This window comes from Endozoicomonas sp. 2B-B, assembly GCF_053470045.1.
Window position 1 is genome coordinate 142,505 of the sequence record NZ_JBLZMU010000001.1, and the last position, 20,454, is coordinate 162,958.

Here is a 20,454-nt window from a genome sequence, read left to right on the forward strand (position 1 = left end):
AAATCCGGCTATTTTTTCAGGAAATGACAAATTATCAATCCTTATATTTGCGGATCTTTATGCTTTTTCTTCTGAGCGCAGAGGTTAAGTACCGACTTCGCCTCTTACCCGCTCATTTCAACCTGAAAACAAGCAATATAAGAAGTCGCTGAGCATTACTTGAAATTACCCCATGCTGAGATGATAATGATTCTCAACTAAAAACCTAAAATCAGTTGAACAGTTATATGGCAAGATCTCCTGCAAGAGAGCTATCTGTAAAGAGTATTGAATCCCTGAGCCCTCATATGACGCGGGTTATCCTGACCGGAGAATCTCTTTCTGATTTTCCATCGGATCAAGCCAGCGCCTACGTAAAGCTGGTATTTGATAACCCTGCAATGCCCGAGAAGCCACTTCAGAGAAGTTACACCGTGGTTTCCTCTGATCAGCTTGCACGACATTTGACGATTGATTTCGCAGTGCATTCCCATGACCGCGATCAGGGGCCTGCCGCACGCTGGCTGGAGGGTGCCAATATTGGCGATCCAGTTTTAGTATCTGGACCGGGACCTACCAAACTGGTCGACCTCGAAGCGGACTGGTTTGTTATGACCGGAGACCTGACCGCACTTCCAGCCATTCGTGCAAACATAGAGATTCTACCTGCCGATGCAAAAGGCTTCGTCGTTGTGGAAATTCCTCACCAGGATGACCAGCAAGCCATGGCCCTTGAAGCATCGTCGATCCCTGAAGGCATGGAAATTATCTGGGTTATAAACCCTCATCCAGGCCAACAAAAGGAGCTTTTAAGAGACGCTCTGGCCAACCTGCCTCGCCTGCCAGGAAATCCCTATCTATGGGCTGCCAGTGAACTGAACTCTGTGCTGGAGATCAGAAACTGGGTGAATCGAGAATCCCTGGCCCCCCGCTCTTCACGTTATATCAGCAGTTACTGGCAGCTTGGCCTTCCAGATGAAGCTCATAAGGTACAAAAGAGAGAGAGACTGACTGAGTGACAAGGGCCTCCACGCCAGAGATCTGTCGTTCAGCCACTTTCTTTAATGGACAGTCTTTGATGGACAGGAAAGTCTGAATGCACTGGAAGACACTTCGCCCGAGAACTGTCAACACCTGTGCTCTTGCCGCTTTTTTGCCACAATACAAAAACCCCAGTCGATCTCTCAACCGGGGTTTTGCTTTATTCAATGCCTGGCGATGAACTACTCTCACATGGGTAAGCCCCAAACTATCATCGGTGGGGCCGCCTAGGTGGGGGCCGCCCAGGCATGTGTCGTTTCACTTCTGTTCTGCCACATTCCTTTGCCCACAAAACAAAAACCCCGGTCAATCTCTCAACCGGGGTTCTGCTTTATTCAATGCCTGGCGATGACCTACTCTCACATGGGGAAGCCCCACACTACCATCGGCGATGTGTCGTTTCACTTCCGAGTTCGGGATGGGATCGGGTGGTTCCAACACTCTATGGTCACCAGGCAAAACTGGTCGAGCCGTTGGCTCTCGAGCTGGAAGCTTTAAGCTGGAGGCTTGAAGCTGTTTCTCGAAAACTAAGGCTCTGGAATCCAAATCTCTTTTAAGCTGTGTCGTCTATTCTTGCTCAACACTCTCTTTCACTGTGTACGGCTTCCAGCTTCAGGCTTCCAGCTTTTGCTGGCAGCTTCGCTGCGCAAATCGCTTTGGCGTTATATGGTCAAGCCTCTCGAGTCATTAGTACGGGTTAGCTCAACGCCTCACAACGCTTACACACCCCGCCTATCAACGTCGTAGTCTTCAACGTCTCTTATGGGCCTTAAGGCCAGGGAAGTCTCATCTTGAAGGGGGCTTCCCGCTTAGATGCTTTCAGCGGTTATCCCGTCCGAACTTAGCTACCGGGCAATGCGTCTGGCGACACAACCCGAACACCAGTGGTTCGTCCACTCCGGTCCTCTCGTACTAGGAGCAGCTCTCCTCAAACTTCCAACGTCCACGGCAGATAGGGACCGAACTGTCTCACGACGTTCTAAACCCAGCTCGCGTACCACTTTAAATGGCGAACAGCCATACCCTTGGGACCGGCTTCAGCCCCAGGATGTGATGAGCCGACATCGAGGTGCCAAACACCGCCGTCGATGTGAACTCTTGGGCGGTATCAGCCTGTTATCCCCGGAGTACCTTTTATCCGTTGAGCGATGGCCCTTCCATTCAGAACCACCGGATCACTATGACCTACTTTCGTACCTGCTCGAGATGTTCCTCTCGCAGTCAAGCTGGCTTGTACCATTACACTAACCGCACGATGTCCGACCGTGCTTAGCCAACCTTCGTGCTCCTCCGTTACTCTTTGGGAGGAGACCGCCCCAGTCAAACTACCCACCACACAATGTCCCCGATCCTGCTAAAGGACCTGGGTTAGAACCTCAATATTGCCAGGGTGGTATTTCAAGGTTGGCTCCATGCAGACTGGCGTCCACACTTCAAAGCCTCCCACCTATCCTACACAAGCAACATCAAGATCCACTGTGAAGCTGTAGTAAAGGTTCACGGGGTCTTTCCGTCTAGCCGCGGATACACTGCATCTTAACAGCGATTTCAATTTCACTGAGTCCTGGGTGGAGACAGCGTGGCCATCGTTACGCCATTCGTGCAGGTCGGAACTTACCCGACAAGGAATTTCGCTACCTTAGGACCGTTATAGTTACGGCCGCCGTTTACCGGGGCTTCGATCAACCGCTTCTCTTGCGATAACAGCATCAATTAACCTTCCGGCACCGGGCAGGCGTCACACCGTATACGTCCACTTACGTGTTAGCACAGTGCTGTGTTTTTAATAAACAGTCGCAGCCACCTGGTATCTTCGACCACCGCCAGCTTACGGAGCAAGTCCGGTCACCGGCAGCGGCGCACCTTCTCCCGAAGTTACGGTGCCATTTTGCCTAGTTCCTTCACCCAGGTTCTCTCAAGCGCCTTGGTATTCTCTACCTGACCACCTGTGTCGGTTTCGGGTACGGTCCCTTTTGACCTGGTGCTTAGAAGGTTTTCCTGGAAGCCTGGCATCAACCACTTCCCCACCTTGGTGGGCTCGTCATCAGTTCTCGGCTTTGTGGACCCGGATTTGCCTGAGTCCACAGCCTACGACCTTAAACAGGGACAACCATCGCCCTGCCGGCCTAGCCTTCTCCGTCACTCCATCGCAGTCAAAAGGGGTACAGGAATATTAACCTGTTTCCCATCGATTACGTCTTTCGACCTCACCTTAGGGGCCGACTCACCCTGCGCCGATTAGCGTTGCGCAGGAACCCTTGGTCTTCCGGCGAGGGAGCCTCTCACTCCCTTTATCGTTACTCATGTCAGCATTCGCACTTCTGATACCTCCAGCCCACCTTCCGGTTGACCTTCGACGGCTTACAGAACGCTCCTCTACCGGTTGCAGTGGTCAGTTTTCAGTGGTCGGTTGTCAGTCTACTCATACTGACAACTGACCACTGAAAACTGACCACTGAACCCCGTAGCTTCGGTGAATAGTTTGAGCCCCGTTACATCTTCCGCGCGAGCCGACTCGACCAGTGAGCTATTACGCTTTCTTTAAAGGGTGGCTGCTTCTAAGCCAACCTCCTGGCTGTCTGGGCCTTCTCACATCGTTTCCCACTTAACTATTACTTTGGGACCTTAGCTGACGGTCTGGGTTGTTTCCCTTTCCACGACGGACGTTAGCACCCGCCGTGTGTCTCCCGTGATTGCACTCATCGGTATTCGGAGTTTGCATGGGGTTGGTAAGCCGGGATGGCCCCCTAGCCCAAACAGTGCTCTACCCCCGATGGTGAGACACGAGGCGCTACCTAAATAGCTTTCGAGGAGAACCAGCTATCTCCGGGCTTGATTAGCCTTTCACTCCTATCCACAAGTCATCCCCTGGCTTTTCAACGACAGTGGGTTCGGTCCTCCAATCAGTGTTACCTGATCTTCAACCTGCTCATGGATAGATCGCCCGGTTTCGGGTCTATTCACTGCGACTGGACGCCCTGTTAAGACTCGCTTTCGCTACGGCTTCCCTATACGGTTAACCTTGCCACAGAAAATAAGTCGCTGACCCATTATACAAAAGGTACGCAGTCATCAGTGGCCAGTTGTCAGTTGTCGGTGGTCAGTTTTGTTCAGCGTCAATTTCAACACCTCTGCAAATCTGCCCGTATTTTCCAACTTGACGACCTGGTAATCAGTCATCTGCTGTCGCTTGCCTACTGGCAACTGACAACTGACAACTGACCACTGACTCCCACTGCTTGTACGTACACGGTTTCAGGTTCTGTTTCACTCCCCTCAACGGGGTTCTTTTCGCCTTTCCCTCACGGTACTGGTTCACTATCGGTCAGTCAGGAGTATTTAGCCTTGGAGGATGGTCCCCCCATGTTCAGACAACATTTCACGTGTGCCGTCCTACTCGATTTCACAATCACTGGCTTTTCGCGTACGGGGCTATCACCCACTATGGCCACACTTTCCAGAGTGTTCCGCTAAACCAAAAATTGCTTAAGGGCTACTCCCCGTTCGCTCGCCGCTACTGGGGGAATCTCGGTTGATTTCTTTTCCTCCGGGTACTTAGATGTTTCAGTTCCCCGGGTTCGCCTCCTGAACCCTATGTATTCAGGTTAAGGATACTCACTTGTGTGAGTGGGTTTCCCCATTCGGACATTCCTGGATCAACGCCTGTTTATCGGCTCCCCAAGACTTTTCGCAGATTACCACGTCCTTCATCGCCTCTGACTGCCAAGGCATCCACCGTGTACGCTTAGTCACTTGACCATATAACCCAAAGCGATCTCTTCGAGATCTCAGTTGTCAGTTGTCGGTGACCAGTGGTCAGTCGATTCGTGGCAACTGATGGTTATAGGCAATAACTACCTTAACGATCTTCAGTTCATCACTGGCCACTGTTAACTGACCACTGACAACTGAACGCCATACACATTAGCTATTACCTTTCGGTAAATAACTTGAGAGTGTCTCAGCAAGAATTTCATTAAAAGACCAGCGTCTTTTAAATCAACTCAGCTTAATTTAAGTTTGGATTCCACATTGTTAAAGAACAAAACTAACAACTGACAACTGGTCACTGACCACTGTCAACTGATAATCAAACAATTCGTGTGAACGCTTATGGAAGGTCGGTCGTCGTTTAAGGAGGTGATCCAGCCCCAGGTTCCCCTAGGGCTACCTTGTTACGACTTCACCCCAGTCATGAATCACTCCGTGGTAACCGCTCTCCCGAAGGTTAAGCTAGCTACTTCTGGAGCAACCCACTCCCATGGTGTGACGGGCGGTGTGTACAAGGCCCGGGAACGTATTCACCGTGACATTCTGATTCACGATTACTAGCGATTCCGACTTCATGGAGTCGAGTTGCAGACTCCAATCCGGACTACGATGCACTTTCTCAGATTAGCTCCACCTCGCGGCTTGGCAACCGTCTGTATGCACCATTGTAGCACGTGTGTAGCCCTGGCCGTAAGGGCCATGATGACTTGACGTCGTCCCCACCTTCCTCCGGTTTGTCACCGGCAGTCTCCCCAGAGTGCCCACCCGAAGTGCTGGTAACTGAGGATAAGGGTTGCGCTCGTTGCGGGACTTAACCCAACATCTCACGACACGAGCTGACGACAGCCATGCAGCACCTGTCACTGCGTTCCCGAAGGCACCCCTCTATCTCTAAAAGGTTCGCAGGATGTCAAGGCCAGGTAAGGTTCTTCGCGTTGCTTCGAATTAAACCACATGCTCCACCGCTTGTGCGGGCCCCCGTCAATTCATTTGAGTTTTAACCTTGCGGCCGTACTCCCCAGGCGGTCTACTTATCGCGTTAGCTGCGTCACCAGAAATGCAAGATCCCCGACGACTAGTAGACATCGTTTACGGCGTGGACTACCAGGGTATCTAATCCTGTTTGCTCCCCACGCTTTCGTACCTCAGCGTCAGTGTCAGACCAGAGTGTCGCCTTCGCCACTGGTGTTCCTTCCTATATCTACGCATTTCACCGCTACACAGGAAATTCCACACTCCTCTTCCGCACTCTAGCTTGCCAGTTTTGGGTGCCGTTCCCAGGTTGAGCCCGGGGCTTTCACATCCAACTTAACAAGCCGCCTACGCACGCTTTACGCCCAGTAATTCCGATTAACGCTCGCACCCTCCGTATTACCGCGGCTGCTGGCACGGAGTTAGCCGGTGCTTCTTCTGCGAGTAACGTCACAGCTCAAGGGTATTAACCTTGAACCTTTCCTCCTCGCTGAAAGTGCTTTACAACCCTAGGGCCTTCTTCACACACGCGGCATGGCTGCATCAGGCTTGCGCCCATTGTGCAATATTCCCCACTGCTGCCTCCCGTAGGAGTCTGGGCCGTGTCTCAGTCCCAGTGTGGCTGATCATCCTCTCAGACCAGCTACGGATCGTCGCCTTGGTAGGCCTTTACCCCACCAACCAGCTAATCCGACGCAGGCTCATCCGATAGCGCAAGGTTCCGAAGAGTCCCCTGCTTTCCCCCTTAGGGCGTATGCGGTATTAATCCGGATTTCTCCGGGCTATCCCCCACTACCGGGCAGATTCCTACGTGTTACGCACCCGTCCGCCGCTCGTCAGCAACTAGCAAGCTAGTCCTGTTACCGCTCGACTTGCATGTGTTAGGCCTGCCGCCAGCGTTCAATCTGAGCCATGATCAAACTCTTCAGTTTAAATCGTTTTGCTTCCTGTCCGAAAACAGTCCGCTGCTCAATCATTTGCAATTAAACGTACATGAATTACAGGTATGTTCGCTTGCTTGATCAGCATTTAAATCATTTCAGAGCAAAGCTCTGTTGACCGATGCCATTCGCACAAGCGCCCACACGAATTGTCTGATAATTTGTTAAAGAACCGGATTAAAACAAGAAGGTTTTAATCGACTGAATCAGCTGCCAGCGCTGTTCAGTGAGGCGACTATACTACCTTGGCGCCGCTCGTTGTCAAGCGATTGTTTCAAGAAAGAGAAACAAAAGACTTAAAAACATCGCTAAACATTCCACTAGAGAGATGGAAACTCCGTTCAGCGAGTTGTGCATAACTGCACTCACCAGGATAACTGCCAACAACTACAATTTACTGCTCTTGAAATGACACTCTGGCTACCGAGTCGGTACATCTTCAGCCCCGACCGATAGACATAGCTTACTTCTTAAGCCGCCTTTTTCAAAAGATCGGATTACACCTAATTTTTTGCGAAGAATACATGCAGCCCTCGCTGCTGAAGGCTTTCAGAAACATAAGTGTTCATAATGATAATTAACTGGAGTGAGTCACTCTTCATAATTAGAGGTGTTTAATTAGTGCCTGTCAGAAAACCCAGAAAATTCACAGCGAATTCTAACTGACATCCATTCATAGCGACTGAACTTTACTGCTACGGCAAGCAAAGGCTATTTCTTATACTCATTTGTGTGAAATATAAACAAAAACACCCTTTCCAAATCGTGCAAAACCCTCATGCATAGCACGATAAAACAAAAACTGACCGGTAACAGGCTGGAAAGCTATTGACGATCTCTACTCAGAAGAATTTTACCTAATCGCTTTAGATTGCTGGCAACAACAGCCAGCACAACGTACCGCTTAAAGCCTACAATGCCTTTATCCGGGCATTTGTCCAGGCCATTGGCTTCCAGTGCATTGATGTCTGACTCCACGGCTGAGTGTTTTCTTTTTGCCCGGATAAATTCAGGATGGAATTCTCGTTTTTTGTCATTGGCTGACAGCCTGCCTTTCTTTGGCAGAACCGGACGCTCAAGGAAGACTTCCAACTTTTCAAGATTGTCCGGGCTCCAGAAGCCCTTGTCGTAGCTCACCTGGTTCAGTGCTGGGAATCGCTTTTTAGCACCTTCTGCCATAGGCACAGTAACCTGGTCGTCTGTTTGCCTTTGCATGACCAGATGATGCAGGGTAAAACCAAATTGATCCTGTAGCACGCACACTCGTAGCCCCAGTTCTACTGGCGTACCGGTTGCCTTTGCTGATCCATTCAGTGTGAGGTTCAAAAATCGAGAATATCTTCTCGCTGTGGGGAATCTGTTCGTGCTCAATTACTCGCCGATAAATCAGAGCTATCTGGTGCTTGCCGTGAGCGATGTGGTATTTGAGATTTTCCAGCCTTGGTTCATCGGGGTGTTTCTTCACCAGCAAAGATAAGGTCACTTCTGCTCTGTAAAGAACGGAGGTGCTGTACTTGATGTATTCTATATGAGCCATCTCAATGTCGTGCTGTCGCAGGCGCTTTTTCAGCTCACAGGAAGCACCGGAATGTTTCAGGTTTCGTGCTTTGTGGTAATGCTTACGGTGCTGATTCTTGAGATATTCACGCTGGCGCCACCCCGGAAGCTGGTACTGGTCAGCAAGGGCTGACGCAAACTCGATACTTTTACGGCAAGCGTCGCTCAATAGGTTGATGTCCGTAGGAAAATGAACATCGGTTTTGACTACGAAAGAATCGGCACGGCCATGTAACGGCTCGTCTTTTTTTTAACCAGTATGTGGCCTGCTGCCACGACGATTTGGTTCACCCGATCCAGTATTTCAGGGGTGAAGTGGCTGATATTATCCTGCAATGTCTGTATATGGTAAGAGTGCGTACAGTAAGGGCCGTGGCCAAGCATTTGTCTAAGGGTGCCATGTTCATTGGCAAGCTCTCTCAGTCGGTCGAAATCGCAGTTAGTGACCAGCCGGAGTGTACCCAGTACTAAGATTTTCCAGAACTCTATGCCAGAGCGACCATTGTTCTGGTCAGTGGTGGTCATGGTATCAAGTATTGAAAGACCTGATTGCGTAGTTCGATATTTGTCCATATGAGCTGTAAAGCCCGCAACAATCGTGGAATATCGTCCCTTGATTTAGCATCGAAGGTGATGGCAGAGATATCAACCTCTCCCAGCTGCATTTGTGGGTTGATGGTTTGGCGCATAAATGTGAAAACAGCCTGTTTTGGTAAATCTTCGAGAGCTATATGGGGCTGAAGGCTTCTGTATTCAAGTGCTTGAGGGTTTTCGGACAGGCACTAATTAATCTCTTCGGGTCTTATATCCCGCCACCTAGAGCGGGGTAGTTCATCGGTGTTACATTGCCAGAAACCATCATCAAAAGGGAGGTCAATATTTTGCCTGCAACCTCCTTTTAATTGGGCCCATCATTCCCTGACCAGGATTTCAAAGGTCTTTGAATCGACTAAAGCGTGGGAGTCTCGATTCGGTGTTGCAAAAGATGCTTTACAGACTTTGCCCTTCTTAAAATATTTGCCGTAGGTATTGAAACCATTGTTCATAAAACGACAAAAATATTGCGGCACTTTGCTGACTTCTTTGCCTGAACCAGAAAAACTATACCCGGCAATAATAGCCTTATCAGGCGGCTCAGCCTCAAAAGCCTGCCAGCGAATATTACCGTCAACCACAGGAGTCAGGTAATCGGAAGCGATGCTGCCATCTTGATTGGTAGCAACATAACCACTTTTTCCACTGGTACCAATGTATCTGCAATACTTATCAGGCCCCTCTCTTACCAGTGAGCCCAGTATAAATTCTTTATAAGGCTTTTTGGGGGAGCAAAAGTATTCCTGAACTTCGGTGTTGATTATGCCTTTACCTTCTTGTGACGGCACTTTCTGCCATATTACGGAAGATGGTCTGCTTTTATGAGCCTTCTGTCGTACAGGAATAAAGTGGGACACATCGCCTACTGAGTCAGCATCAGCCGTCAGGCCTGCGCACCCATGCCCACAGCTATGAGCACCATCGTTGTACCATTCAGTCCCGGGACTGGCACCGTCTTTACACAAGGTTTCGTGACGCCAACTTTTAGACAACAGTATTGTTGACGCAAAGGGTACCGGATGCCCCTGCGATTCCTGAAATTGGTAGGTGGTATTGCCGTAAATAACATTAATCTGGTAATACTTTTTGTCGGTAACCAGAATATCTCTGGGTAGCACAGTTTCGCTCCCCAAAGATGCCAGAAAATTGTCTCTTTTTCGACTTGATAACAGACATCCGCTGACATTATCAGGTGTATTAGCCAGCATACCAACCAATCTACCGATCCCGCCGATCTTAACACGACAGAATCCGGTCAAATGCTGGTCATTGCAGCGAAACTTTTTGGTTAAAGGTGCCGGCAATGGAGAAATACAAAACTCGTCTGCAGATCCGTAGGGATTAGCCGGATCATAGGTAGTGTTTAATGGAATTAGAGCTGGTTGGACGTCACCTTCATTATGATGCAAGGGTTGGGCATCAAGAAAAGTCGCTCTTGCCCAAAGGTACTTCAACTTCTTATTTGAGTCGGTATAGTTATCTTCACTGAGATTAAAAGGAAGCAGGTTATATTGGTCGATAATGGTTTTCTGATAATGCTCAGTAGCCAGCGTGCTACGCATCGGCTCTCTGAAACCGGGACTGACATTACTCTGCGCCAATGGTGGATTATCGGGACTCTTTTTCTCAGCTTTGTCAGCTTTCTCAAGATCTAAAGCATATAGCGTAGAATAATGCCCAACCGAGAACCCCACCTCAAAAACGAACACAGATAAGCCCAATATAGCCAGTACCCTAAATAACTTTGAATCCTTTAATTGTTGTGAATACGAGTACGTAAGCAACTCACGGCCTTGCACTCCAACCACAGCGATAGCATTGTTAGTGACAGCAATAGATAACACCAGCACAGATAAAGCCCGTGAAACTCGCTTCATAGCAAAGCTCCTCCACAATAACTCTCAAAGAAGCCAAGAATGTAGTGTCTACTCCAACAGCAAATAGTATAGAAATGATTTGTAAAAACTGATCCTTATGAACAAAGTACCTGACCAGTTGGTTTCAAAGATTTTCAGGAATACACACTTCCCTTTCAACTGATTCCGTCATTCCCCGACCAGAATTTCAAAGGTCTTTGAATCAACTAGAGCGTGGGAGTCTCCACTCGGCGTTGCAAATGAAGCTTTACAGACTTTGCCCTCCTTAAAATACTTTCCGTAGGTATTGAAACCATTGTTCATAAAACGACAAAAATATTGCGGCACTTTGCTAACTTCTTTGCCTGAACTTGAATAGCTATATCCGGCAATAACAGCCTTATCAGGCAGCTCACCCTCAAAAGCCTGCCAGCGAATGTTAGCGTCAACCAAGGGAGTCAGGTAATCAGAAGCAGTACTGCCATTCTGATTGGTAGCAACGTAACCACTTTTTCCACTGGTACCAATGTATCTACAATATTTATCAGGTCCCTCTCCTGCCAAGGAGCCCAGTATAAATTCTTTGTAAGGCTTTCTGGGGGAACAAAAGTATTTCTGAACTTCGATGCTGACTGTCCCTTTGTCTTGTTGTGATGGCACTTTCTGCCATACCACAGGAGACGGTCTGCTTTTATCAGCTTTCTGTCGTACAGGGATGAAGTGGGATATCTTGCCTGCTGGCTCTGCCTCAGCTGCCAAGCCTTCGCATCGATTCTCGCTGCTATGAGCGCCATCGTTGTACCATTGGACTCCAGGACTGACTCCATCTTTGCACAGACTTTCATGACGCAAACTTCCAGATAACAGCACTGTTGATGCAAAGGGTGGTAGATTCAAGAGCCAATCCTGAAATCGATAGGAGACATTGTCATAAGTAACATTAATCTGATAATACTTTTTGTCGGTGACCAGAATATCTCTGGGTAACAGAGTTTCACCCCCCAACGACACCAGGAAATTATCTCTTTTTCGGCTGGATAAAAGGCATCCGCTGACATTATCGGGTGTGTTGGCCAACATACCAACCAGAGTACTGATCTTGCCATTGAGCATGAACTTGATTCGACAAAATCCGGTCAGTTGCTGATCATTGCAGCGGAATTTTTTGGTTAAAGGTTTCGGCAGTGGAGAGTTACAAAGCTCGGTTGCAGACCCGTAGGTATAAGCCAGATCGTATGCAGTGTTTAATGGAAACAGTGCTGGCTCGAGGTCACCTTTATTAAGGTCCTTGGGATAGACATCAAGGAAAGTAGCCCTTGCCCAGAGGTACTCCAGCTTTTTCTCTGGGTCAGCATAGTTATCATCACTAATATTAAATGGAACCAGATTGTACTGGTTGATAATTGTTTTCTGGTAATACTGAGTTGCTGGCATGGTCCGCATTACCGCATTTAAATTGCTGCTGACAGTAACAAGACTCAATGGGAAGTCCCTTGGATTTTTTTTCTCCGCGTTCTCGTCCGCTTCCGCTTCTTCAGCAGCACTGCGCCCTAGCATGAAACCTATTCCAAACATTAACCCACCAGACACCCCCATAAAACACAGCTCAGTAATAAACTTTTTATGGTTACTAAAATATGAATACGTGTACTCTAGAGAGCTTTGCACCCCAGCAAGAGCTATTCCATTGTAAATAACAGCAATGGATAACAACGTCACAGGAAAAGCCCTTAAAACTTGTTTCATATTTAAGCTCCTCGACGGCAACTGCAGTAAAGTCCAGAATCCAGAAATAAAAGGCCCCGTAATACTGGGGAAAGCTGAGAGTATAGCGTTTATTTCAGCGGCAAATTGTATATAAACGATTTATAAAAACTGATTCTTATGAAGTCTGTTGCATGGCATATGCGCTCAATGATTTTATAGTTTGATAAAGAAATAACCCTATATAGTCTCTGTCTGCTTCTCCCTTATTAAAATCAGCATTTATGCTCAATTCGCGTGAGACCCCACCGAACTAGAGGGTGTCAATTTAGGATTTACGTGCCAAACAATTTATTCCTGATTAGGGTGGTGGGCTTTATTTACGCAAAATTAGCAATACCGGCACTTTTATTAATTTCAACTATAATTGTCAGCCTTAAATAAAATCATAAACAGGATATAAGAAACTATGGATATTAAAAATCTGAGGGCAGCGTTAACAAAAACTTTATTAATAGCTGCTGTATTAAAAAAACCTCAATTTAAAGCACTTGTACTCGCTCTTTTGTATACAGCCTCTCCGGTTCAGGCAGAAAATGAAGAACAAAAGCACTATTATCAGCTGGTAAGAAAAAAACTGCTGGATATCTCTCTGCTGATTAAAAGCAGCCATTGTGCTGATTCAGCTAAAAAACTATTACCTGCAACCTATGGCTATGCCCATTGGTTGAAATGCAGAGACCATTTTAATTTTTACACCCATGTCAGGGAGGACCTGACATGGGTTGATTACAATAAAAAAACCTATCGTTACCTTGAAATGGAAAGGTCCACCGGACGCTTTACAACTCAGGCCTCTAACGTGATAAGCCTTCACGACCTGCTTGAATATGAGCCTGAAGATCCCAATGCCACGCCTTCTTTCTGGCAGTTTGTTAACCGTATAAACGTTGAAGATAAAACCGATATAACCGGGCTACTTTTTCAGTACTTCACTGAATACCCCGAAAAACTGATACAGCTTCTTAATTCAGACATTATCTATCCGCTTCCCGGTTTTTTTTCAAAACGAGACAATACATCAGAGCTTTATTCAATGGCTATGCAAATAAGGCTTATGCTCATTGACAATGGGGGCTCTGTAACAAAACCGAAAAACGACTTTCTCCTGGCCTATTCGGTAACACCAGTTAGTAATCCAATGCAGACAGATCCGGCAACAGGTAGCAATCAGGAATCAGAAGAAATATGGACACAGTTGACTGATCAGGAAAAAGAATTCGTTGGAAGGCTCAACGATGCACTTCATCTGGGTATGGTTTTCACTCTGGCTGATCTGTATGAAGCTTTATCACGGGCACTAAGCACCACTAACTTCGATAATATGACAACAGCTAAGCTGTTAGACATTATTGAGAACAAGCCAGTTAATGGCGAGAAAGAACTGGCTGCCTGGGAATTGCATAAATTATCCAGCTCGGTCATTCAACTAAAGGGGGCTGTGTATGAAACCATAAAATCAACTTACATGAGCTCAGTTCCCTGGCTGCGACAGAGAAAGACAATGAGGTTGATGCGGGACCCGGACCGGGAGCTGGAACAGCAACGGAAATTTGCACAGGAACAAGAGCAGGCCCTGAGATTGTTTGTCAACCGGCACATATCAAATATTAATGCTTTACTGCGATTGCTTCCGGATCAGAATAAGACTCAATTGCCCTTTAACCCCCAGGATTCTGTTACGCTCAGTGGAGTCAGCTACTCAGCTCTGAAAAACTCTGCGAACAAATATAAAAACGGGCAAACCCGACAACAATGGTTTAGTACAGAAAATCATGTCCCCTCTTTTACATCGACACCTGATTTCTCAGATCTCAATGCCGATCATCGCAGCAGGGATGACAAAGAGAAGCCCCGGGGGTTCTTTATGGTCAGCGCGGGTAATAATAGACTTCCAGAAGGAATCAAGGAGGTCGTTGTTAACTCTCCCATTACAGCACCTGAGTTGCTCAATGAAGGGATTGCCAAGCTTGACACTGACGACATTAGCATTTCGAAAATGCTGCAGGTGATGTTCAGCATCGGTTTTCTGCGCCCCGGTTACAGTGAGATTGATGCCATAAATTTCATTGCTGCTTATAGCTACTCTCCCCTGCACAGCGCACTATGGACATTGATTTTTCATGCGATCGGCGTTGGCGACGCAACGGTTCATCCCCATATGCATTACATAGGTGGTTATAAAAGAAAATTCATATTTAACCATCTGGCGCGTGAAGATATTGCGCAGCAGCTATCGACCATCTATCAAAAACTACAAACGAATACCACAGACGGGTCTGAATATGCCCGGCAACTCAATGAATTTCTCGAACAAAAACAGCTGGCACTGGGCGATACTCCCGGCGATGGACATTGCTTTACCCATGCGTTGGCACAGCAATTACCGGGTTACGACGAAGAAAGCATAAGACGTGCGTTACAAATCTTTCTTGCGTCCCCCTCAAACTACCAGGGTTATGTTCCCGAAAGCATTATGTCCTTAGCCCCTGAACTTCTAGCCCAGATATCATCAGACGGACCAGACGGCTGGGTTGACATATCCATGGCTGCCTTCGCTTCACTGGCATTCGGCAGGAGCGTTGTTGTAATACACCCGCAATTCAACCACAGCTCTGATTTGCAGGTGACTGTGTGGAACCAGGGCCAGCCGGAAGACATTGACCCTGCCGATGTACCTCAACATATCGATAATGCGTTGATCTTAGTATTCATCAATACAAACCACTGGACTTTTGCCTATCAGCAAGATCCGTTCCCCGGTCAACCCAATATCATTAACGTTGATGAATTACCCGATCTTCCTTCTTTGGAAAATAACCTAGGGAGCAACGGTTTCCGGTTTTTCATGCAGCAATAAAAAAGACAAAATACTTCTATCCCGTTGTACCCGCGCGGGTGATTTTTTACACGTATAAAAAAACCCGGAATAAACCGGGTTTTTTTATAAGACACAAGTTGCTTATTTACCAAGCTTCTTGCGAATGGCCTGCAGAGTACGCAGCTGAGCAGCGGCTTCAGCTAGCTGAGTGGCTGCACGGGAGTAATCAAACTCACCGCTCTGATTAGTCAGCTCCTGTTCAGCCAGTTTCTTGGCCTCTTCAGCAGCAAGCTCATCCATATCGTCTGCACGCAGAGCCGTGTCAGCCAGAACCTTAACCTGGTTAGGCTGCACTTCCAGAAATCCACCTGAGATGTAGAACACCTCTTCTGCGCCGCCCTGGGTGATCAGGCGGATTGGACCCGGATTCAGATCAGTCAGCAGAGGCGTGTGGCCAGGGGCAATACCCAGGTCACCAAGAGAACCGGTAGCAATAACCATCTCTACCAGTCCGGAGAAGATCTCCTCCTCGGCGCTAACGATGTCACAGTGAACCGTGATCGCCATTTGTGTCACCTCCTCTTATGTCCTCGCATGGACGGTAGACCGGAAATGATTGAACCATTCCCGGCACGGGGTGACGCTCCTCAAAAGCAGAGCGTCCCGGCCATTACATGGACTTGGCTTTCTCGATCGCTTCCTCGATGCCACCCACCATGTAGAACGCCTGCTCTGGCAGGTGATCGTATTCACCGGCCAGAATACCTTTAAAGGCACTGATGGTGTCTTTCAGGGAAACATACTTACCAGGTGCACCGGTGAAGACTTCCGCAACAAAGAATGGCTGAGACAGGAAACGCTCAATTTTACGGGCACGTGTTACTGTCTGCTTGTCTGTTTCAGACAGTTCGTCCATACCCAGAATTGCAATGATGTCTTTCAGCTCTTTGTAACGCTGCAGTACGGTCTGCACACCACGAGCCACGTCGTAGTGATCCTGGCCGATGACCAGAGGGTCCAGCTGACGGGAAGTAGAGTCCAGAGGGTCGATCGCAGGGTAGATACCCTTGGAAGCGATATCACGGCTCAGTACAACGGTCGCATCCAGGTGCGAGAAGGTGGTCGCCGGAGACGGGTCAGTCAAGTCATCCGCAGGTACGTACACGGCCTGGATAGAGGTGATAGAACCGGTCTTGGTGGAAGTAATACGCTCCTGCAGTACACCCATCTCTTCTGCCAGAGTCGGCTGGTAACCTACCGCAGATGGCATACGACCCAGCAGAGCAGATACTTCAGTACCCGCCAGGGTGTAACGATAGATGTTGTCGATGAACAGCAGTACATCACGACCTTCGTCACGGAATTTCTCAGCCATAGTCAGGCCTGTCAGAGCAACGCGCAGACGGTTTCCGGGTGGTTCATTCATCTGACCGTAGACCAGAGATACTTTGTCGATTACGTTGGAATCGGTCATCTCATGGTAGAAGTCGTTACCCTCACGAGTACGCTCGCCAACACCTGCGAAAACAGAGAAACCGGAGTGCTCGATAGCGATGTTACGGATCAGCTCCATCATGTTTACGGTTTTACCAACACCGGCACCACCGAAAAGACCGACCTTACCCCCTTTCGCAAAAGGGCAGACCAGATCGATAACCTTGATACCGGTTTCCAGCAATTCGTTGGAAGCGGATTGCTCTGCATAGGTGGGTGGTTTACGGTGGATGGACGCTCGCTCTTCTTCACCGATAGGGCCCTTCTCATCGATAGGGTTACCCAGAACGTCCATGATACGACCCAGAGTCTTGGTACCTACAGGTACCTGAATCGGTTCACCACTGTTAGCCACTGTGAGACCGCGGGATACACCTTCGGTGGAACCCATGGCGATAGTACGAACAATACCGTCACCCAGCTGTTGCTGAACTTCCAGTACCAGATCTTTGTCTTCGACGTTCAGAGAGTCGTAGACTTTGGGAACACTTTCCCTGGGGAATTCGACGTCAACGACGGCGCCGATGATTTGTAAGATACGACCACTACTCATAGCCTTTCCTCTACCCTTTAATCTTTTATACAGCCGCCTTAGTTACACCGCTGCAGCGCCACTGACGATTTCAGACAGTTCCTGTGTGATTGCAGCCTGACGAGCCTTGTTGTACACCAACTGAAGGTCATCAATCAGATTGCCGGCGTTATCTGTTGCGTTCTTCATGGCAATCATTCGCGCGGCCTGCTCACAGGCGTTATTTTCTACTACTGCCTGGAATACCTGGGATTCGATATACCTGATCAACAGGCCATCCAGCAATTGTTTGGCATCAGGTTCATAAATGTAATCCCAGGGTCTTTTCAGTGACTCATCTTCATCTGGAACCAGAGGCAACAACTGCAATACCTCAGGAGACTGTGTCATGGTGTTGACGAAGCGGTTGTGAACAACGTACAAACGGTCAATTTCACCGTTTTCGTACTTGTCCAGCATCACTTTTACACCACCAATCAGATCAGCAATGTTGGGTGAGTCACCAATATGTGTTGTGGCTGCTACGACGTTCCCGCCGTAACTACGGAAAAATCCAACAGCCTTGCTGCCGATCAGGCAAAGATCTATTTCAGCACCCTGATCTTTCCACTGAGTCATACTCTCAATGGTTTTCTTGAACAGGTTGATGTTAAGACCTCCACAGAGGCCCCGATCCGTGGAAACGATGATAAAACCGACACGCTTCACCTCACGTTCTGTCATGAAGGTGTGTTTGTACTCGGCATTGGCGTGAGCAACATGCCCTACAACCTGACGGATACGCTCGGCATAAGGGCGGCTGGTTTCTCTCCGCTCCTGAGCTTTACGCATCTTACTCGCCGCCACCATTTCCATGGCGCTGGTGATCTTCTGCGTACCTTTAATGGACGATATCTGCGTCCGGATCTCTTTTGCGCCTGCCATTATTCAGTTCCTCAAGCCAGGCTTTCGAGGCCAGCGGCCAGTAAGCCAGCTTTACTGACCACTGACCACTGACCACTGAAAACTGTTACCATGACTGGGTGGCCTTGAACTTCTCAATAGCCGCTTTGATACCCTCTTCAATTTCACCGTTGTAATCTCCAGATTCGTTGATGCGAGCCATCAGCTCACTGAATTCAGAGTTTACAAAGCTCAACAGGGCAGCTTCAAAGTCCAGGATCTTGTTTAACTCAACGCCTTCCAGGTAGCCTTTTTCAGCGGCGTAGATGACAACACCCATGTCAGCAACAGACATTGGCGCGTACTGTTTCTGCTTCATCAGTTCAGTAACACGCTGACCGTGTTCGAGCTGCTTGCGGGTAGCTTCATCAAGGTCAGAAGCAAACTGGGCAAACGCCTGCAGTTCACGATACTGAGCCAGAGCCAGACGGATACCACCACCCAGTTTCTTGATGATCTTGGTCTGGGCAGCACCACCTACACGGGATACGGAGATACCAGCGTTCATCGCAGGACGGATACCCGCATTGAACAGATCGGTTTCCAGGAAGATCTGACCATCGGTAATAGAGATTACGTTAGTCGGTACGAAGGCCGATACGTCACCTGCCTGGGTTTCGATGATGGGCAGGGCGGTCAGGGAACCGGTCTGGCCTTTCACTTTACCATCGGTCAGCTTTTCAACATGCTCGGCGTTTACACGAGAAGCACGCTCCAGCAGACGGGAGTGCAAGTAGAATACGTCACCCGGATAAGCTTCACGGCCCGGTGGACGGCGCAGCAACAGAGAGATCTGACGATAGGCCCAGGCCTGCTTGGTCAGATCATCATAAACAATCAGGGCATCTTCACCCAGATCGCGGAAGTATTCACCCATGGAGCAACCGGCAAATGGCGCCAGGAACTGCATGGATGCCGGATCAGAAGCTCCTGCGGCAACAACTATGGTGTGTTCCATTGCGCCATGCTCTTCGAGCTTGCGTACCACGTTGGCGATAGAAGACTGCTTCTGGCCAATCGCTACGTAAACGCACTTGATACCAGTACCTTTCTGGTTGATGATCGCGTCGATGGCCAGAGCGGTCTTACCCGTCTGACGGTCACCGATGATCAACTCACGCTGACCACGACCAACAGGAACCATGGCATCAACGGACTTGTAACCTGTCTGAATCGGCTCGTCTACAGACTGACGGGCAATAACGCCTGGCGCTACTTTTTCGATTGGCGAAGTTTCAGTGGCTTCAACGGGACCTTTGCCGTCGATGGGGTTACCCAGCGCGTCAACAACACGTCCCAGCAACTGCCTGCCAACAGGTACTTCAAGAATTCGACCGGTGCACTGAACAGTCTGGCCCTCAGCCAACTGACTATAGTCACCTAATACAACAGCGCCGACGGAGTCCTGCTCCAGGTTCAACGCCATACCGTATACACCGCCGGAGAACTTGATCATTTCCCCGTACATTACGTCTTGCAGACCGTGTATACGAACAATACCGTCAGTGACACTGACGATGGTGCCCTCATTGCGGGCTTCACTGGACACATCAAGCTGCTCTATGCGGCTCTTGATGATGTCACTGACCTCGGAAGGATTCAGTTGCATAGCTTACCTGCCAAACTTTTTACTTAAAAAAAAGTAATTATGAAATCATCGCATCGGCAAGCTTGGTCAACCGCGAGCGGACACTGCCGTCGATAACGAGGTCTCCAGCTTTCACGATGACGCCGCCGATCAGGTAGGTATCTACCTGTGTATGCATTCGTACTGATCGACCAAGTCGTTTTTCAACTTTCTTTGCGATTTTGTCCTGCTGTTCATCGGACAGCGGGAAAGCCGAAGTGACGACTATATCCTGATAACTCTGATCTTGTGCTTTCATCTGCTCAAAGATCGCGTCGATCTGGGGAAGCAGAAAAATCCGTTTTTTATTCGTAAGGATCCGAATGTAATTCTCGACTTCAACCGAAAGACTGCCTTTGCACAGTTCGATAAAGGCGTCTGCCTTCATGTCCCCTGTGGTGGACGGGTCTTTCAGCGTCCTGCCCACAGCCTCACGCCTGGATATACTCGCACATAAAGTTAGCATCTGAGACCATTCAAATAACTGGTCGTGCTCTTTTGCTATCTTGAATGCGGCCTTGGCGTAGGGACGGGCACATGTAGTCAATTCCATGGTCAATCCC

The 20,454-nt window shown here is 48.6% G+C and carries 9 protein-coding genes, 3 rRNA genes and 1 pseudogene; 2 read left to right on the forward strand and 11 right to left on the reverse strand.

Annotation, left to right across the window (positions count from 1 at the left end):
• The first annotated feature begins 227 nt into the window (after window positions 1-227).
• Complete coding sequence (locus ACOMHB_RS00495; RefSeq protein WP_448215069.1) at window positions 228-998, forward strand: siderophore-interacting protein; 771 nt, start codon at window positions 228-230, stop codon at window positions 996-998.
• Between the two features lie 362 nt (window positions 999-1,360).
• Here the strand turns inward: ACOMHB_RS00495 and rrf are convergent.
• The 6 genes and pseudogenes from rrf to ACOMHB_RS00525 form a co-directional block, all read right to left on the reverse strand.
• Window positions 1,361-1,476 (reverse strand): 5S ribosomal RNA (rrf, locus tag ACOMHB_RS00500).
• A gap of 210 nt (window positions 1,477-1,686) precedes the next feature.
• Window positions 1,687-4,779 (reverse strand): 23S ribosomal RNA (locus ACOMHB_RS00505).
• A 374-nt stretch (window positions 4,780-5,153) separates the two neighbouring features.
• Window positions 5,154-6,695: ribosomal RNA gene (locus ACOMHB_RS00510) — 16S ribosomal RNA — on the reverse strand.
• Together the 16S, 23S and 5S rRNA genes form the textbook arrangement of a ribosomal RNA operon.
• Window positions 6,696-7,529: 834 nt before the next feature.
• A pseudogene (locus ACOMHB_RS00515) lies at window positions 7,530-8,950 on the reverse strand (ISNCY family transposase).
• Window positions 8,951-9,172: 222 nt separating this feature from the next.
• A complete protein-coding gene (locus tag ACOMHB_RS00520; RefSeq protein WP_448215070.1) occupies window positions 9,173-10,732 on the reverse strand; it encodes a hypothetical protein in 1,560 nt (519 codons plus the stop codon).
• A 168-nt stretch (window positions 10,733-10,900) separates the two neighbouring features.
• On the reverse strand, window positions 10,901-12,286 hold the full coding sequence (locus ACOMHB_RS00525; RefSeq protein WP_448215071.1) for a hypothetical protein: 1,386 nt from the start codon (window positions 12,284-12,286) through the stop codon (window positions 10,901-10,903).
• A gap of 598 nt (window positions 12,287-12,884) precedes the next feature.
• Between ACOMHB_RS00525 and ACOMHB_RS00530 the strand changes: the two genes are divergently transcribed.
• Window positions 12,885-15,335, forward strand: a complete 2,451-nt coding sequence (locus tag ACOMHB_RS00530; protein ID WP_448215072.1) for an OTU domain-containing protein — start codon at window positions 12,885-12,887, stop codon at window positions 15,333-15,335.
• Between the two features lie 102 nt (window positions 15,336-15,437).
• Here ACOMHB_RS00530 and ACOMHB_RS00535 read toward each other — a convergent pair whose 3' ends face one another.
• The 5 genes from ACOMHB_RS00535 to ACOMHB_RS00555 form a co-directional block, all read right to left on the reverse strand.
• Window positions 15,438-15,863, reverse strand: a complete 426-nt coding sequence (locus ACOMHB_RS00535; RefSeq protein WP_422136032.1) for a F0F1 ATP synthase subunit epsilon — start codon at window positions 15,861-15,863, stop codon at window positions 15,438-15,440.
• Window positions 15,864-15,966: 103 nt separating this feature from the next.
• Entirely contained in the window at window positions 15,967-17,343 is a 1,377-nt protein-coding gene (gene atpD, locus ACOMHB_RS00540; RefSeq protein ID WP_317144281.1) for a F0F1 ATP synthase subunit beta, read from the reverse strand.
• A gap of 42 nt (window positions 17,344-17,385) precedes the next feature.
• The gene (gene atpG, locus ACOMHB_RS00545; RefSeq protein ID WP_422136033.1) at window positions 17,386-18,246 is read right to left on the reverse strand and encodes a F0F1 ATP synthase subunit gamma; all 861 of its coding nucleotides are present in this window, start codon (window positions 18,244-18,246) and stop codon (window positions 17,386-17,388) included.
• Window positions 18,247-18,331: 85 nt separating this feature from the next.
• The gene (atpA, locus tag ACOMHB_RS00550) at window positions 18,332-19,873 is read right to left on the reverse strand and encodes a F0F1 ATP synthase subunit alpha (RefSeq protein ID WP_422136034.1); all 1,542 of its coding nucleotides are present in this window, start codon (window positions 19,871-19,873) and stop codon (window positions 18,332-18,334) included.
• Between the two features lie 37 nt (window positions 19,874-19,910).
• On the reverse strand, window positions 19,911-20,444 hold the full coding sequence (locus ACOMHB_RS00555) for a F0F1 ATP synthase subunit delta (RefSeq protein ID WP_448215073.1): 534 nt from the start codon (window positions 20,442-20,444) through the stop codon (window positions 19,911-19,913).
• Window positions 20,445-20,454: the final 10 nt, after the last annotated feature.

Coding starts and splice junctions, on each gene's coding strand:
- ACOMHB_RS00495 (WP_448215069.1), top strand. CDS start 228: ATGGCAAGATCTCCTGCAAGAGAGCTATCTGTAAAGAGTATTGAATCC.
- ACOMHB_RS00520 (WP_448215070.1), bottom strand. CDS start 10,732: ATGAAGCGAGTTTCACGGGCTTTATCTGTGCTGGTGTTATCTATTGCT.
- ACOMHB_RS00525 (WP_448215071.1), bottom strand. CDS start 12,286: ATGTTTGGAATAGGTTTCATGCTAGGGCGCAGTGCTGCTGAAGAAGCG.
- ACOMHB_RS00530 (WP_448215072.1), top strand. CDS start 12,885: ATGGATATTAAAAATCTGAGGGCAGCGTTAACAAAAACTTTATTAATA.
- ACOMHB_RS00535 (WP_422136032.1), bottom strand. CDS start 15,863: ATGGCGATCACGGTTCACTGTGACATCGTTAGCGCCGAGGAGGAGATC.
- atpD (WP_317144281.1), bottom strand. CDS start 17,343: ATGAGTAGTGGTCGTATCTTACAAATCATCGGCGCCGTCGTTGACGTC.
- atpG (WP_422136033.1), bottom strand. CDS start 18,246: ATGGCAGGCGCAAAAGAGATCCGGACGCAGATATCGTCCATTAAAGGT.
- atpA (WP_422136034.1), bottom strand. CDS start 19,873: ATGCAACTGAATCCTTCCGAGGTCAGTGACATCATCAAGAGCCGCATA.
- ACOMHB_RS00555 (WP_448215073.1), bottom strand. CDS start 20,444: ATGGAATTGACTACATGTGCCCGTCCCTACGCCAAGGCCGCATTCAAG.